At 72.9% G+C, this 15614-nt stretch carries 15 protein-coding genes and 2 pseudogenes; 6 read left to right on the top strand and 11 right to left on the bottom strand.

Translation table 11 applies throughout. The features are described 5' to 3' along the window. Positions 1–281, top strand: a pseudogene (locus GFJ45_RS11445) (hypothetical protein); the annotation flags it as partial. Here the strand turns inward: GFJ45_RS11445 and GFJ45_RS11440 are convergent. The 3 genes from GFJ45_RS11440 to GFJ45_RS11430 are packed head-to-tail and all read right to left on the bottom strand — an operon-like array spanning position 263 to position 2234. Continuing rightward, entirely contained in the window at positions 263–817 is a 555-nt protein-coding gene (locus GFJ45_RS11440; protein ID WP_228386908.1) for a DUF488 domain-containing protein, read from the bottom strand. The pseudogene GFJ45_RS11445 and the gene GFJ45_RS11440 sit on opposite strands and share 19 nt — an antisense overlap. Then, positions 814–1176 carry a nuclear transport factor 2 family protein gene (locus tag GFJ45_RS11435; protein ID WP_153397301.1) on the bottom strand — a complete coding sequence of 121 codons (363 nt, stop codon included), beginning with the start codon at positions 1174–1176 and terminating at the stop codon, positions 814–816. The genes GFJ45_RS11440 and GFJ45_RS11435 overlap by 4 nt, the downstream gene beginning before the upstream one ends. Further along, entirely contained in the window at positions 1173–2234 is a 1062-nt protein-coding gene (locus tag GFJ45_RS11430; protein WP_153397299.1) for a Glu/Leu/Phe/Val dehydrogenase dimerization domain-containing protein, read from the bottom strand. The genes GFJ45_RS11435 and GFJ45_RS11430 overlap by 4 nt, the downstream gene beginning before the upstream one ends. A 120-nt stretch (positions 2235–2354) precedes the next feature. Between GFJ45_RS11430 and GFJ45_RS11425 the strand changes: the two genes are divergently transcribed. Further along, positions 2355–2669: a DMT family transporter gene (locus GFJ45_RS11425; protein WP_153397305.1), complete on the top strand. Its 315-nt coding sequence runs from the start codon at positions 2355–2357 to the stop codon at positions 2667–2669. 80 nt (positions 2670–2749) lie between these two features. Here the strand turns inward: GFJ45_RS11425 and GFJ45_RS11420 are convergent, their stop codons facing one another. Next, on the bottom strand, positions 2750–5257 hold the full coding sequence (locus tag GFJ45_RS11420) for an ATP-dependent Clp protease ATP-binding subunit (protein ID WP_153397297.1): 2508 nt from the start codon (positions 5255–5257) through the stop codon (positions 2750–2752). Between the two features lie 208 nt (positions 5258–5465). Here GFJ45_RS11420 and GFJ45_RS11415 point away from each other — a divergent pair, with 208 nt between their 5' ends. Then, complete coding sequence (locus tag GFJ45_RS11415; RefSeq protein WP_194288632.1) at positions 5466–6104, top strand: hypothetical protein; 639 nt, start codon at positions 5466–5468, stop codon at positions 6102–6104. On the opposite strand, the gene ku is transcribed toward GFJ45_RS11415, so the two are convergent. Then, on the bottom strand, positions 6101–7096 hold the full coding sequence (gene ku, locus GFJ45_RS11410) for a non-homologous end joining protein Ku (RefSeq protein WP_153397293.1): 996 nt from the start codon (positions 7094–7096) through the stop codon (positions 6101–6103). The genes GFJ45_RS11415 and ku overlap by 4 nt on opposite strands. Positions 7097–7113: 17 nt before the next feature. Between ku and ligD (GFJ45_RS11405) the strand changes: the two genes are divergently transcribed. Beyond that, positions 7114–8061, top strand: coding sequence for a non-homologous end-joining DNA ligase (ligD, locus tag GFJ45_RS11405; protein ID WP_153397291.1), 948 nt, complete (start codon positions 7114–7116; stop codon positions 8059–8061). Between the two features lie 2 nt (positions 8062–8063). Continuing rightward, positions 8064–8945: a non-homologous end-joining DNA ligase gene (gene ligD, locus GFJ45_RS11400; protein ID WP_153397289.1), complete on the top strand. Its 882-nt coding sequence runs from the start codon at positions 8064–8066 to the stop codon at positions 8943–8945. Positions 8946–8951: 6 nt separating this feature from the next. Here the strand turns inward: ligD (GFJ45_RS11400) and GFJ45_RS11395 are convergent, their stop codons facing one another. From GFJ45_RS11395 to lysS, 3 genes are all read right to left on the bottom strand, one after another. After that, on the bottom strand, positions 8952–9296 hold the full coding sequence (locus GFJ45_RS11395) for a histone-like nucleoid-structuring protein Lsr2 (protein WP_153397287.1): 345 nt from the start codon (positions 9294–9296) through the stop codon (positions 8952–8954). A 173-nt stretch (positions 9297–9469) separates the two neighbouring features. Then, positions 9470–9667, bottom strand: a complete 198-nt coding sequence (locus tag GFJ45_RS11390; RefSeq protein ID WP_153397285.1) for a hypothetical protein — start codon at positions 9665–9667, stop codon at positions 9470–9472. Between the two features lies 1 nt (position 9668). Beyond that, entirely contained in the window at positions 9669–11240 is a 1572-nt protein-coding gene (lysS, locus tag GFJ45_RS11385; protein WP_153397283.1) for a lysine--tRNA ligase, read from the bottom strand. Positions 11241–11367: 127 nt separating this feature from the next. On the opposite strand from lysS, the gene GFJ45_RS11380 reads away from it, so the two are divergent. Further along, on the top strand, positions 11368–13029 hold the full coding sequence (locus GFJ45_RS11380; RefSeq protein WP_194288631.1) for an HNH endonuclease signature motif containing protein: 1662 nt from the start codon (positions 11368–11370) through the stop codon (positions 13027–13029). Positions 13030–13078: 49 nt separating this feature from the next. Here GFJ45_RS11380 and GFJ45_RS11375 read toward each other — a convergent pair whose 3' ends face one another. From GFJ45_RS11375 to GFJ45_RS11365, 3 genes and pseudogenes are all read right to left on the bottom strand, one after another. Continuing rightward, positions 13079–13609 carry a methylated-DNA--[protein]-cysteine S-methyltransferase gene (locus tag GFJ45_RS11375; RefSeq protein ID WP_153397279.1) on the bottom strand — a complete coding sequence of 177 codons (531 nt, stop codon included), beginning with the start codon at positions 13607–13609 and terminating at the stop codon, positions 13079–13081. After that, positions 13606–15150: an AlkA N-terminal domain-containing protein gene (locus tag GFJ45_RS11370; RefSeq protein WP_153397268.1), complete on the bottom strand. Its 1545-nt coding sequence runs from the start codon at positions 15148–15150 to the stop codon at positions 13606–13608. The genes GFJ45_RS11375 and GFJ45_RS11370 overlap by 4 nt, the downstream gene beginning before the upstream one ends. A gap of 373 nt (positions 15151–15523) precedes the next feature. After that, positions 15524–15614, bottom strand: a pseudogene (locus GFJ45_RS11365) (translation initiation factor IF-3); the annotation flags it as partial.

The following is a 15614-nucleotide window of genomic DNA, read 5'->3' as shown; positions in this document are numbered from 1 at the left end:
TCAGCGCGCCTGACCCGTCACCGCGGAGGATGACGCGCCGGCGGGTGCGGGAGGTCAGATGCGGCGCAGGACCGCGGCGGACCTGGGAGGGCACCGACCGGCAGTGCCGCGGCCGGGTGCTGGAGCGGCTGCGCGCGCTCTCCGAGGACGCCGCACTGCCGGCCGAGCAGCTGGTTGCCGGCTGGCCCGACCCGGCGCAGGCGCAGCGGTGCCTGACCTCCCTGGAGGCGGACGGGCTGCTGCAGCCGGCCGGCGCGGGCCGCTACCGGCTGCCCGGTTGAGGGCGGTCCCACACCACCTGCCCGGCCACCACGCGCGCGCCGTCGGCCACCGGGTGCTCGCGCAGCCGGCCGTCATGGCCCAGGTGGCGCACCGGGATGTCGCTGGTCAGCGCCACCACGTCGGCGACGAGCCGGCGGTGGCAGCGCCACCACACCGCCTCGCTGCACATCACCGCCACCGGCTCCGCCCGGCACTCCGCCAGCAGCCGCTCCAGGGCCCGCGCGAACTGCGGCGACCGGGTGTGGGAGGCGTAGCCACGGAACTGCTCCACCTGCCACCAGCCGTCCGTCTCGGGATCGGCGGGAGCACGGCGGCGGCCACCCAGGTCCTCCTCCCAGCGGTACCCGACACCGGCCGCCGGCAGCTGCTGCTCCAGGGCCACGCGCGCCAGGTGCGGGTGCCGGCGGCTGCCTGGGTAGCGGCGGATGTCCACCACCGTGGCGACCTGGGCGCCGCGCAGCAGCGCCACCAGCGCCTCGGTGGTCAGGCTCCCGTGGCCGAGGGTCACCAGTCCCGCCGGCTGCTGGCTGCTCACACCCCCGGGCGCTCGAAGTAGGTGTGCCGCTCGGCGACCCGGCCGTGCTCGTCGGTGGTGAAGAAGTCGGCGAAGCCGATCTCGACGTGCCGCCCGTCGCGGAGCGTGCCGGTGAACGTGCCCCGCACGGCGGCGCCACGCCCCTGCACCACCACCGCGTCGATGGCGTGCTCCCCGTCGGCGATGACCCGTTCCGCACGGTAGAACCGCTCCAGTGCCTCCCGCCCGCGCAGCGGGGCGTAGCCGGGCCGCCGGTAGACGGCCTCCTCCGCGAAGCAATCGAGCAGGGCGGGCACGTCCCCCGCGTCCACCGCCTGGTAGTAGCGGCGAACCAGGGCCTCCACGTCGTCGCTGGTCACGACCGGGCCACCTCCGGCCGCCAGCGTCCCGCTGCCGCCGCCAGCCGGTCGGCGGCCAGCGACTCCGCGGCATCCTCGGGAGTCACGTCGCGCTCGGCGGCGTCCGCGAGGAGGTGGGCGACCCGTTCCCCGATGCGCTCGATGGCGGCCTCCAGCTGCGCCCGGTCGTGGCCGCTCTGCTCGGCGTGCACCTGGATCACCCCGCCGGCGTTGGCGACGAAGTCCGGCACGTAGGTGACGCCCTGCCGCACCAGCAGCCGGGCCACCTCGGGGCTGTCCAGCGTGTCGTTGGCGGCGCCGGCGACGACCCGGGCGCGCAGCCGGGGCGCGGTCGTGGCGGTCAGCACGCGGGCGACCGCGCAGGGCGCGAAGACCTCGCAGTCGGCCTCGATGACCTGCTCCGGGTCCAGCACCGCCCCACCGACCTCCTCGGCCACGGCTGCCGCCCGCTCCCGGTCCACGTCGGCGACGAGGACGTGGCCGCCGTCGGCGGCGACCAGCCGGGCGAGCACCGCCCCCACGTGGCCCGCGCCCTGCACCGCGACCCGCAGCCCGGTCATGGAGTCGACCTCGTAGGCGTGCTGCACGGCTGCCCGCATCGCCGCGAACGCGCCGCGCGCGGTCCACGGCGAGGGGTCGGAGTCGGCGCAGAACGCTCGGGCGCCCCGGCTGCGCACCGTCTGCATGTCGTGCTCGGTGGTGCCCATGTCGACGCCGGGGATGTAGCCGCCGGCGGTCCGGGCGACGAAGTCGCCGAACCGGCGGAACAGCTCGTCCCGGTCGGCGACCCGTCCGTCGTCGAGGACGACCGCCTTGGCGCCGCCGTAGGGCAGCCCCGCACAGGCGTGCTTGAGGGTCATGGCCGCGGCGAGGCGCTGGGCCTCCTCGACGGCCGCCGAGGGACTCGGGTAGCGGCGGTAGCGGACGCCCCCGAACCCGGGCCCCAGCCGGGTGTCGTCGATGGCGATCACCGCGCGCAGCCCCACCTGGTCGTCTCGGCAGGTGACCACCTGTTCGGTGGCGAAGAGGTCCGGCGCTGCCTCCGCTCCGTTGCGCATGGCCCCATGGTGGCACGCGACCGCGGGCCGCGCCGGGTCATCGGACACCGGCGTCCGATCATCCCGGGCAGGGGCACGGTTGTGCTACACAGTCCGGACCGAGGCTGGGAGGTGCGTGCCGTGGCGTGGCTGGTGCTGGTCGTCAGCGGGGTGCTGGAGGCGGTGTGGGCGGTCGCCCTGGACCGGTCGCAGGGGTTCACGCGCTGGGGGCCCTCGTTGCTCTTCGTCGTCGCCCTGGCCGCCTCCATGGCCGGCCTGGCGCTGGCCCTGCGCACGCTCCCGGTCGGCACCGCGTACGCGGTGTGGGTGGCCATCGGGGCGGTCGGAACCGCCCTGTACGGCATGGCCGCGCTGGGCGAGCCGGTCACCGCCGCCCGGCTGCTGTGCCTGCTGCTGGTGGTCGCCGGCGTGGTGGGCCTGAAGATCACCAGCTGACCCGGCGAGGGCACCCCGAACGAGAGCCGGCCCGGCACCTGCTGACAGGTGCCGGGCCGCTCTGTGCGGGGGTCCCCCCCTCACTCGGTGGGGGAGGCCTCCACCGGGAGGGTGTCGGGGGCGTCGGACTTCTGGTTGCCGCTGAAGGTGAACACGGCCTCCCGGCTCTCGCCCGTGGCGTCGACCAGGACGATCTGGCCCGGGACGAGCTCGCCGTAGAGGATCTTCTCCGACAGCACGTCCTCGATCTCCCGCTGGATCGCCCGGCGCAGCGGGCGGGCGCCCAGGACCGGGTCGTAGCCGCGCTTGGCCAGCAGCCGCTTGGCCGCCGGAGTGAGCTCGATGCCCATGTCCTTGTCCTTGAGGCGCTCGTCCAGCCGCGCCGTCATCAGGTCGACGATCTGGACGATCTCGTCCTGGCTCAGCTGGGGGAAGACGATGGTGTCGTCCACCCGGTTGAGGAACTCGGGCCGGAAGTGCTGCTTCAGCTCATCGATGACCTTGGCCTTCATCCGGTCGTAGTCGCCCCGCTCGTCGCTGTTCGGGGTGAACCCGAGCGAGACGCCCTTGGAGATGTCCCGGGTGCCCAGGTTGGTGGTCATGATGATGACGGTGTTCTTGAAGTCGACCACCCGGCCCTGGGAGTCGGTCAGCCGACCGTCCTCGAGGATCTGCAGCAGCGAGTTGAAGATGTCGGCGTGGGCCTTCTCCACCTCGTCGAACAGCACGACCGAGAACGGCTTGCGCCGCACCTTCTCGGTGAGCTGGCCGCCCTCCTCGTAGCCGACGTACCCGGGCGGGGAACCGAACATGCGGGACACGGTGTGCTTCTCGGAGTACTCGGACATGTCCAGCGTGATGAGGGCGTCCTCGTCGCCGAACAGGAACTCCGCCAGCGTCTTCGCCAGCTCGGTCTTACCGACACCGGTGGGGCCGGCGAAGATGAACGAGCCACCGGGACGACGCGGGTCCTTCAGCCCGGCCCGGGTGCGGCGGATGGCCTGCGACAGCGCCTTGATGGCGTCGTCCATGCCGACGATCCGCTTGTGCAGCTCGTCCTCCATGTGGAGCAGCTTGCTGGACTCCTCCTCGCTCAGCTTGAAGACCGGGATGCCGGTCGCCGCGGCGAGCACCTCGGCCACCAGCTCCTCGTCGACCTCGGCGACGACGTCCATGTCGCCGGCCTTCCACTCCTTCTCCCGCTCGACGCGCGCCTGGGTGAGCTTGTGCTCCTCGTCGCGCAGCCGGGCCGCCTTCTCGAAGTCCTGGGCGTCGATCGCCGACTCCTTCTCGCGGCGGGCGTGCTCGATCTTCTCGTCGAACTCGCGCAGGTCCGGCGGAGCGGTCATCCGGCGGATCCGCAGCCGGGCGCCGGCCTCGTCGATCAGGTCGATCGCCTTGTCCGGCAGGTAGCGGTCGTTTATGTAGCGGTCGGCCATGTTCGCCGCCGCCACCAACGCACCGTCGGTGATGGAGACGCGGTGGTGGGCCTCGTAGCGGTCCCGCAGCCCCTTGAGGATCTCGATGGCGTGGCTCAGCGTCGGCTCGCTGACCTGGATCGGCTGGAAGCGCCGCTCCAGGGCCGCGTCCTTCTCGATGTGCTTGCGGTACTCGTCCAGCGTCGTGGCGCCGATGGTCTGCAGCTCGCCACGGGCCAGCATCGGCTTCAGGATGCTCGCCGCGTCGATCGCGCCCTCGGCGGCACCCGCTCCGACGAGCGTGTGGATCTCGTCGATGAACAGGATGATGTCGCCGCGGGTGCGGATCTCCTTGAGGACCTTCTTCAGCCGCTCCTCGAAGTCACCGCGGTAGCGGGACCCGGCGACCAGGGCCCCGAGGTCCAGCGTGTACAGCTGCTTGTCCTTCAGCGTCTCCGGCACCTCGCCGCGCACGATGTCGCTGGCCAGGCCCTCGACGACGGCGGTCTTGCCGACACCGGGCTCGCCGATGAGGACGGGGTTGTTCTTGGTGCGGCGGGACAGCACCTGCATGACCCGCTCGATCTCCTGCTCGCGCCCGATCACCGGGTCGAGCTTGCCCTCCCGGGCCGCCTGGGTGAGGTTGCGGCCGAACTGGTCGAGCACGAGGGAGCCCGAGGGGTTGCCCTCCTGGGCCCCGGGGCCGACACCGGCGCCCTGGGCCTCCTTGCCCTGGTAGCCCGACAGCAGCTGGATGACCTGCTGGCGAACCCGGTTGAGGTCGGCACCCAGCTTGACCAGCACCTGGGCTGCGACGCCCTCACCCTCGCGGATCAGGCCCAGCAGGATGTGCTCGGTGCCGATGTAGTTGTGGCCCAGCTGCAGCCCTTCGCGCAGGGACAGCTCCAGCACCTTCTTGGCGCGGGGGGTGAAGGGGATGTGACCGGTGGGGGCCTGCTGGCCCTGGCCGATGATCTCCTGCACCTGCTCGCGGACAGCGTCCAGCGAGATGCCCAGGGACTCCAGGGCCTTGGCGGCCACACCCTCGCCCTCGTGGATGAGACCGAGCAGGATGTGCTCGGTCCCGATGTAGTTATGGTTGAGCATCCGCGCCTCTTCCTGCGCGAGCACCACAACCCGGCGGGCCCGGTCTGTGAACCGTTCGAACATCGTCTCTCCTGACAGATCGGCACGAGAGCCTTCCGGCCTGCTCCCGATGCTAGTTGCGTCACTCACCCCAACGCCGGGCTTCCTGGCACTGTTCCACAACCGGGCCCGGGTAGCTGCGGTGTTCGCCCTCGGCAGAAGCACGGCGCCGCGCGCTCGGGCCGATGGGTCATAATCGCGCCAGCCCGACCGTCCCCGTCCGCCGAGGAGCATGATGTCCGTGGTCCTGCGCCGCCATGCCGGAGCGTCCCGCCCGCTCACGCTGGCGCTCTCGCTGACCGTCCTGACCAGCATGGCCGCCTGCACGAGCGGTGACGGGTCAGCCGAACCCGAGCAGGCCGAGCAGACGCTGGAGGGCTCGGTCCCCGAGTCGGGCTGGTGGTGCCGGGTGATCGAGCGGGACCTGGTCGAGTCGGTCGCCGGGGACCGCACCGAGCAGGCGCGGGAGGTGCTGCGGCAGAACGACACCGACGGCTTCCACTGCGAGGTGACCGTGCCCGACGAGGAGGGCGGCGCCCGGACCGCGCTGACGCTCGCGGTCGCGATCGATGACCAGGCACGGGCCGAGGAGCTGCGAGCCGCCGCCGAGGAGGCGGGCGCGGAGCCGGGCCCGGACCACCTCGGGGAGTCCTACGTCTGGCCCGAGGGCGCGGTCGCGATCGTGCCGTGCGCCGCCCCCGCCGACCACGTCCGCGACGACGAGCAGGTCACCTACGTGTTCTCGCTGCTGGCCGAGGAGCCCGTCGACCGGCCCGAGGAGCTGGCGGACCCGGTGCGGCGCAGCCTGATCGAGGCGGACCGGGCCGTCGGCTGCAGCCCGTCGGAGGCCAGCCAGGAGCAGGGCCGCTAGCCGGCCTTGCGGGAGCCCGAGGAGGACTTCTTGGCGCCGGTGCGCTTGCCGCTACCGGACGACTTGGCCTTGCCGCGGGTGCCGCTCGCGGCCTTCTCCTCCTGCTCGGCCGCCCCCTCGTCCTCGTCCTCGTCCTTGCTGGTGCTGGCGCCGGAACGCTTCCGCGGGGCGGGCTTCTCCTGCGCCTCCTCCTCGTCGGCGTCCTCACCACGGGACTTCTTGGCCCGGTCCACCGAGCGCTGCAGCGCCGCGAGCAGGTCCACCACCTCCCCGGTGTCCTCCTCCTCGGCCTCGGGCGCCTCGGTGACGTCGCCACCCTCGATCTTGGTCTGGACCAGCTCCTCGACGGCCTTCTGGTAGTCGTCCTCGAACTCCTCCGGCGCGAAGTCGCCGGCCATCGACTCGACCAGCATCCGGGCCATCTCCACCTCGCCCTTCTTGGGCTCGGCCACCTCGTCCAGGTGGTCCAGCGACGAGGTGGCCCGAACCTCGTCGGGCCACAGCAGCGTCTGCATCACGATCGCGTCGTCCATCACGCGCAGCACGGCCATCGTCATCCGGGTGCGCACCGAGACCGTGACCACCGCCATCCGGTCGGTCTCCGCCAGCGCCCGCCGCAGCAGCCCGTAGGCCTTGGCCCCTGCCGCGTCCGGCTCGATGTAGTAGGCCTTGTCGAACAGGATCGGGTCGATCTGGTCGGCCGGGACGAAGCTCTCGACCGCGATCTCCTTGGAGGAGCGGTTCGGCAGCGCGGCCAGGTCCTCGTCGGTGAGGATGACGGTCTTGCCGTCGGCCGTCTCGTACGCCTTGGCGATGTCCTTGTAGGCCACCTCTTCCCCGTCGGCTTGTGCCACCCGCTTGTAACGGACCCGGCTACCGTCGGAGGCACGCACCTGGTGGAAGCTCAGGTCGTGGCTCTCGGTCGCGGAGTACAGCCGGACCGGCACGTTGACCAGCCCGAAGGACACGGCACCCTTCCAGATCGCTCGCACTGTTACAGGATGGACCCATGCGACCGATGCTGGCCACCCCGGGAACCCACGGCGGCGGGCAGGTGCCCTCCGGCCCGGGCTGGCGGCACGAGGTCAAGTGGGACGGGATCCGGCTGCTGGCCGAGGTCCAGGACGGTCGGCTGCGGCTGTTCACTCGCTCGGAGCGGGACGTGACCCACGCCTTCCCCGAGCTGGCGGGGCTGGCCCGGGTCGCCACGGACCTGGTGCTCGACGGCGAGGCGGTCAGCCTCGCGGGCAGCGGCCCGCAGAACTTCAGCGAGGTCGTCTCCCGGATCCACACCTCATCGGCGCGGCGGGGTGAGGAGCTCGCCCGGGCCTACCCGGTCACCTACCTCGTCTTCGACCTGCTGCGGCTGGACGGGCTGGACCTGCGGGAGCTGCCCTGGCAGCACCGCCGGGCAGCACTGGAGGACCTGCTCGACCCCGCGCCGGCCTGGCAGGCCTCGCCCGTCTACGAGGACGGCGCCCAGCTGCTGGCCGCGACCGGGGACCAGGGCCTGGAGGGCATCGTCAGCAAGAAGGTGGCCGCGCCCTACCGGTCGGGCCAGCGCAGCCCGGACTGGCTGAAGTTCTCCCACCGGCCGACGCGCAGCTGGGTGGTCGGCGGGTGGCGTCCCGAGACCGGGCGCTCGAAGCTGGGTTCGGTGCTGGTGGGCTCCCCCGTCGCCGGGGGCCGGCTGGCCTTCCGCGGACGGGTCGGTAGCGGCCTGGCCGGCCGGGCAGGGGCCCAGCTCGCCGAGCGGCTGGCCGAGGTGGCGGCCGGGCCCTGCCCGTTCGTGGACGAGGTGCCGCGCGCCGACGCCGCCGGCGCGCGGTGGATCCGACCCGAGGTCGTCGTCGACATCGCCGCCAAGGGAGGTGTCACCGACGGGGGCCGGCTGCGCCAGCCCTCCTACCAGGGGTGGCGCCCCGACCTGACCCCCACCGACCTGGAGCAGGAGTGAGCATGGGCCAGCGGCCGCAGCCAGGACGCAAGCAGCAGGTGCAGGTCGAGGGTCGCACCGTGGCCGTCAGCAGCCTCGACAAGGTCGTCTACCCGGGCACCGGCACCACCAAGGGCGAGGTGCTCCACTACTACGTGCAGGTGGCGCCGGCGCTGCTACCCCACCTCGCGGGCCGCCCGGTGACCCGGATCCGCTGGCCCGAGGGGGTGTCCGGCGACCACTTCTTCGAGAAGAACCTGCCGGCCGGCGCCCCGGACTGGCTGTCGTCGGTGACGATCCGCGGCCATGGCTCGCGGTCCGGACGGGAGGAGGTCACCTACCCGCTGGTCGCGGACCTGGCCGCGCTGGTCTACCTGGTGAACCTGGGCTCGCTGGAGCTGCACGTGCCGCAGTGGCGGGTCGTCGACGGCGAGCCGGGCAACCCGGACCGCCTGGTCATCGACCTGGACCCTGGTCCGGGCGCCGGGCTCGGTGAGTGCTCGGCGGTCGCGCTGCTGGTCCGGGACCGGCTGTCGGCGATCGGGCTTGGGGTCTCGCCGGTCACCAGCGGCAGCAAGGGCATGCAGCTCTACGCCGAGCTGGACGGCACGCACACCTCGCAGGAGGTCAGCGAGGTGGCGCGCACCCTGGCCCAGCAGCTCGCCGAGGACCGGCCCGACCTGGTCGTGTGGAAGATGACCAAGTCACTGCGCCCCGGCAAGGTGCTGCTGGACTGGTCGCAGAACTCCTCGGCCAAGACCACAATCTGCCCGTGGTCCCTGCGGGGGCGGGACCGGCCCACCGTGGCCGTCCCGAGGGACTGGGAGGAGGTCGAGCAGGCGGCTGCGGCCGAGGAGGAGCTGCATCAGCTCACGACGGAGGAGGCGCTGCAGCGCCTCGACTGAACGACGTCAGCGCGCGGCGTGGTACGCGTCCTTGATCTCCTGCGCCACCCGGCCGCGCTCACTGACCTGGTAGCCCTGCTCGCGCGCCCACTCCCGGATCTTGCTGAGCTCTTCGTTGCGGGCGGGAGACGAGGAGCCGCTGCTCCCTGCGCCGCGACGGCGGGTCTGCCGGCGACCACCGGAACGGCGCGCCATCCCGATCCACGGCGCCAGGTCGTCCCGGAGCTTGGCGGCGTTCTCGTCCGAGAGGTCGATCTCATAGCTGACGCCGTCGAGTGCGAACTCGACCGTCTCGGATGCCTCACCACCGGTCATATCGTCGACCAGGATCACCTGCACGCGCTGTGCCATGGGGGCCTACTCTCCTTGGGAAGCAAATCGCTACTGATTCGGGGCCGCAACGCTGCGGCTCAGAGCAATTTACGGCTATCCCCGCGAAAAGCACAAGTCGGTTATTCCTGCGCGTTGCCCGGTGGGGGCGGGTTTTCAGATTCACCCCGGTTATTGTCAGGAAACGACCAGGTTCATCCGGGAGACTGCGGGTCCTTCCTTGGGCCCTTTTCGGTTTCTCGCGCGACCTGCTGCTCCCATTCCCGGAGCGCGGCTCGCTCCCGCCGGTCGGCCTCCAGCACGTGTTTCATGACCACGTAGAAGAGGTAACCCAGGCCGGCGGAGGGAATGAGCGCCGCGACCACCGGCCAGAGCGCGTCCCACCAGCTCATCTCAGGCCTCCGGTCGCACGAACGGAAAGAGGACGGTCTCCCGGATCCCCGTTCCCGTGAGCAGCATGAGCAGCCGGTCGATGCCCAGGCCCATGCCGCCCATGGGTGGGGCGGCGTGCTCGAGCGCGCGCAGGAAGTCCTCGTCCAGCTGCATCGCCTCCGCGTCCCCGGCCGCGGCCCGCAGTGACTGCTCGGTCAGCCGCTGACGCTGCACCACCGGGTCCACCAGCTCGGTGAAGGCGGTGGCCCGCTCCGTGCCACCGATGATCAGGTCCCAGGCCTCGATGAGCCCAGGCTTCTCGCGGTGCGGACGGGCCAGCGGCTGCGCAGCCGCGGGGTAGTCGCACACGAATGTCGGCTGCAGCAGTTGTGGCTCGACGATCTCGCTGAATGCCTCGAGCGCCACCTTCTGCGAGTCCCAGGACGGGTCCACGGTCACCCCGTGCTCCTCGACGAGGGAAGCCAGCCGGTCACGTTCGGTCGTGATGTCGACGTCGGCGCCGAGCGTGGCTGAAAGGGCGTCGTAGAAAGGCAGCCAGCGCCAATCTCCGTCCAGGTCCACCTCTCCGCGGGCGCTGCTGAGCCGACGCTCGCCGACCGCGTCGGCCGCGGCGAGAATGACCCGCTGGGTGAGGTCGGCCATGGTGTGCTGGTCCCCATAGGCCTGATAAGCCTCCAGCATCGTGAATTCCGGGCTGTGGGTGGAGTCCACGCCCTCGTTGCGGAACACCCGACCGATCTCGTAGACCCGCTCGATCCCTCCCACGACGGCGCGCTTGAGATAGAGCTCGAGCGCAATCCGGAGCGACATCGGCAGGTCGAAGGCGTTGAGGTGGGTGTGGAAGGGGCGCGCCGCCGCGCCGCCGTGGACGGTCTGCAGGATCGGGGTCTCGACCTCGACGTACTCGTCGTCCTCCAGGACCCCGCGGATGGCGCGCATCACCGCCGCCCGGTCACGCACCATCGCACGGGCGTCGTCGCGCACGATCAGGTCGACGTAGCGACGGCGGACCCGTTCCTCCTCGGACAGCTCCTTGTGGAGGACCGGCAGCGGCCGCAGCGCCTTGCTCGCCATCCGCCACTCCGCGGCCATCACCGACAGCTCACCACGGCGGCTGCTGACCACGCGGCCACGCACGAAGACGTGGTCGCCGAGGTCGACCAGCTGCTTCCAGCGATCGAGTGCCTCCTCGCCGACCTCGGCGCGGCTCAGCATCACCTGCAGCCGCTCCCCTGAGCCGGACTGCAGGCTGGCGAAGCACAGCTTGCCGGTGTTACGGATGAACACCACCCGGCCCGCGACACCGACCGCGTCCGGCGTCTCCTCACCGGCGGCAAGGTGCCCCCATCCGTCCCTGACCTCAGCGATCTGGTGGGTGACCGGCACTGCAGCCGGGTATGCCAGGCCACCGTCGTCCTCCAGCCGGGCACGCTTGTCCAGCCGCACCCGTACCTGCTCGGGGACGTCACCGGATTGAGGGGCGGAGGCGGTCGTCGTGCTGGACGCGGGATCGGCCTGGCTCACCGTGCCAGCGTACCCAGCCGCGCCCGCTGGACTCCGCTCCACCCGCATCGTCCTCACTCCTGGGCAGCACGTCGACCCGCAGCCTGTGGCTGTTTGGGCACGGTGTCGGTGCGCCCTCCTATGCTGGACATGAGTTCGATGCAGGGTGATGGAGCCCGGCGGGGAGGTGAGTGAGGTGGCGAGCGAGCGGCCGCCGAAGGAGCGGGCGCCGGGCGGCGCGGGCGCCGACGGGCAACGGCAGCCGGTAGGGCCGGCGGAGCTGCCAGGGGCGGTGGCCGGCCTGTTGACGGCGGCGCGGGAGGTGGCGGATTCGGCTGGTGCGGTGTGGCAGGTGCCGCAGGCGGACCTGGAGGGGTTGCTGGAGCAGATGGCCGAGGTGCGGCGGGCGGGTGAGCGGTTCGTGCACGCCCTGGTGGTCGAGGTGATCGTGCGGGGGGCCCATCTGCAGTCGGGGTTGACGGTGGCGGAGTGGCTGGCGGCCCGGTGCCCGTGGTTGCCGGCGGCTGAGCTGCGCCGGTTGGCGTGGGTGGCCCAGGCCGCGCGGGAGCCGCGCAACGCCCCGGTCGCTGCGGCGGTCAGTGACGGGACGGTGTGCACCGAGCGGGCCGAGCGGTTGCTGCGGTGCCTGGCTCGGGTGCGGCCCTATGTCGATGAAGCCGCCTATACCGAGTACGCGGCGCTGTTGCTGCCGCTGGCGACGATGGGTGCCGACCGGGAGCTGCGGCAGGCCGGGGAGCACCTGGTCGCGCTGGTCACGCCCGAGGTCGATGCCGAGAGGCTGGCCAAGGCGCGGCAGGAGTCGTGCACGGTGTACGAGTCCAGCCTCTCGACAGGGATGCGGCGGTTCATCATCGAGACCGACCCCGAGGGCGCGGCGCTGCTGCGCGGGATCTTCTCCAGCGAGCTGACCAAGCCGCAACCGGACCAGCACGGCTGCGACCTGCGCCCCGCCGGGCGGCGCCGCCACGACGCCCTCCTGGCCGTGGTGCGACGCGGGATGACCACCCCCGACCCGGCCACCCCCGGCGCGGCGCCGGTGCAGCTGCTGCTCACCGTTGCCTTCGACGTGCTCAACCAGCGACTGGCGTCCTACGGCACCGCCGCCCTGGGCGCCGGCGACCTGGAATGCCTGACGGCCGGCCAGCTACGCCGGCTGGCCTGCGAGGCCGGGCTCGTCCCGTTCGTGCTCGGCGGCAACAGCGAGATCCTCGACCACGGCCGCAGCCGCCGGCTGGCCACCCCCGCCCAACGCCGCGCGCTGTGGGTCCGCGACCGCGCCTGCACCTTCCCCGGCTGCACCATGCCCGCGCAGTGGACCGAGGTCCACCACGCCCGCACCTGGTGGTCCCGCGGCGGGAACACCGACCTGGCAGACATGACCCTGCTGTGCCGGCGCCACCACACCTGGGTCCACACCCACGACCCCGAACTGACCATGACCCCCACCGGACCCATCTGGCACCTGGACCGCTGCCACGGCAACGGAACCGGCGAACAACCCACCCTCCACACCGACCAACCCCCCACCGGCCACGCCCACCCAACCAGCAACGGCGACCGCGGTGGTGACGGCGAGGGCAGGAAGCCAGCAGGCCGCGGTGATCGCGGGGACCTACTCAGTCACAGCCAACCGCGACGGGGCGACACCATCGCCACCGCCCGCGTCCGCCCCGTGGCTGGCCGGCTCGCACCGCTGCCGCCGGACCGGCAACCCTCGCGCGGTGAACCGGGCCAGTCCAGCCAGGCGCCCCTCCGGACCGCCCGCAGCCTTCGGCACCCACACCGCGCTGCCCCAGGCCCCGGCCGAGCCCGCCCACCGCCCAGCAGCCGAGCCTGACCACCGCCACACCGCACAGTGCGGCAGTGGAGGCGCAGCGCTGCGCCTGTCAGAAGAGCAGGTGCTGGGCGCCGCGACCGGCAGCCGAAGCTGGCGCCCGTGACTCCAGGGCCAGCAGGGTCCGCTTGCGCTCCATGCCTCCGCCGTAGCCGGTGAGCGATCCGTTGGCACCGATGACGCGGTGACAGGGAACGATCACCGAGACCGGGTTGCGGCCGTTGGCCAGCCCCACGGCGCGGGCCGCGCCGGATGCCCCGATGTGGTCAGCGAGCTGGGCGTAGGACCAGGTGCGGCCGTAGGGGATGTCGCGCAGACCGCGCCAGACCCGCTCCTGGAACGAGGTACCGCGGGTGGCGACCGGCACGGTGAACTCGCAGAGCTCGCCGGCGAAGTAGGCCGCGAGCTCCGCGGCGGTGCGGGCCAGCACGGCGGGTCCCTCGTCCGGCTCCACCCGCGGCCCGTGGCTCTGGTGGTCCGGGGCATGCCGGTGCGCTGTCATGTAGAGGCCGGTGACGGCCTCGCCGTCGGTGACAACGGTCAGCTCTCCCAGCGGGCTGGGCAGAACGGCGTGGGCCTTCATGCTGGCTCCTTCATCGAGTCGGGGTGGCGGGCGACGGCGTGACCGGTCATTGACCACAGCAGCGCGGTGGCGTAGCCGCGCCAGGGACGCCAGCGTGCCGCGCGTTCCTCGAGGCGCCCGGGGTGCAGGCCCAGGACGCGGGCGCCGGCGCGCACCCCGAGGTCGCTGGCGGGGAAGGCGTCGGGATCACCGAGGCCACGCAGCAGCACGATCTCTCGGGTCCAGGGTCCCACGCCCGGGACCGCCTCCAGCAGCGTCCGGACACGCTCTCTCGGGAGCTGGTCGGCCAGCGGCAGCGTGCCGTCAGCGAGGGCGCGGCTCAGCGCCACCAGCGTGCAGCGGCGGGCGCTCGGCATGCCGGGCCAGCGCGCGTCGTCCGGGTCGAGCGCCGCCAGCTCGGCAGCGGTGGGGAACAACCGCCCCGGACCGCCGGCCTCCCACCCGGACGGCAGCGAGGGTCCCACCGCGGCGGCGAGCCGGGCGGTGGTGGTGGCCGCCGCCCGGGTCGACACCTGCTGGCCGAGTACCGCGCGGACGGCGAGCTCCTCCGGCTCGACGGCGCCGGGGATCCGGCACCCTGGCCGGCTCCTCACGGCGTCGGCCAGGGCCGGGTCCGCCGCACCGAGCAGCTCGTCGACGGCGACCGGGTCGGCGTCCAGGTCGAGCAGCCGACGGCAGCGGGCGACAGCCGGGGTCAGGTCTCGCAGGTCGTGCAGCCGCACCAGGGCGCTCACATGGCCGTCGGCGGGCGTCAGCCGGACCGTGCCCGGCCCGTGGGGCAGCCGGAGCGTGCGCTCCAGGCCGCCGTCGCGCCAGCGCTCCACGCCCGGCACCGCGGTCGCGGCCAGGTGACCCAGCAGCGACGCCGCGTGCCAGGGCGGGCGGTACGGCAGCCGCAGCGGCACCACGGCCCGGGGCCCGCCCGCCGTGCCGGACGCGGCCACGGTGGGGCCCGCCGCACCCAGGAGGTCCCGGCCGCGCCGACCGGACTCACGCAGCGCGGTGGGCGCGGTGGCGAAGACGGCCCGGATGGTGTCGTTGAACGAGCGCAGGCTGCCGAACCCCGCGGCGAAGGCCACCTCGGTCATCGGCAGGTCGGTGGTCTCGATGAGCACCCGGGCAGTCTGGGCCCGCTGGGCACGGGCCAGCCCGAGCGGCCCGGCGCCGACCTCCTCCCGGAGCGCGCGCTCGACCTGTCGGGTGCTGTACCCGAGCCGGCGAGCGAGGCCACCGACGCCCTCGGTGTCCACGACTCCGTCGGCGACCAACCGCATCGCCCGGGCCACCAGGTCACCGCGGACGTGCCACTCCGGAGATCCGGGGGTGGCGTCGGGCCGGCAGCGCTTGCACGCCCGGAACCCTGCTGCCTGCGCTGCCGCCGCGGTGGCGTAGAAGCGCAGGTGCCGCTCCCGAGGGGTCATCGCCGGGCAGCTGGGCCGGCAGTAGATGCCCGTGCTGGTGACCGCCGTGACGAACCAGCCGTCGAACCGGACGTCCCGGCTGCGGACCGCCCTCAGACAGGCCTCGGTGTCGTGGTGCACGCTCCCATCCTCGGGCCCCCCAGCGGCCCTGGCTAGCAGGAATCCGACATCGCGCTGGAAGGCACAATGGCCCGGTGGTGTGGCGACCGTGGCGAGAGGCCTGGCAGGAGGCGCTCTACGGCGTGACCGGCTTCTACCGGGCGCCGGAGGGGCCGGCGGGGCACTTCGCGACGTCCGCCCACGGGCTGGACCCCACCGGCCGGGTGCTGGCCCGGGCAGTCGCCACTCTGGCGCGACGGCACGGGCTGACCGCCGTCGTCGACGTCGGGGCCGGCCGTGGCGAGCTGCTCGCCGCCGTCCACGCCACCGACCCGCAGCTGGTGCTGACGGGCTGCGATGTCGTGGACCGCCCGGCCGGGCTCCCGGACGCCGCCGGCTGGCGGGCGGTAGGAGCCACCTCGACCAGGTCGAGGTCGGCCTCCCCGGCCAGGCGCAGCGCGTCCTCGACGCGCACGATCCCGACC

Source organism: Ornithinicoccus halotolerans (genome assembly GCF_009602535.1).
Lineage (GTDB): Bacteria > Actinomycetota > Actinomycetes > Actinomycetales > Dermatophilaceae > Ornithinicoccus > Ornithinicoccus halotolerans.
This window is presented reverse-complemented; position numbering and strand designations above follow the sequence as displayed.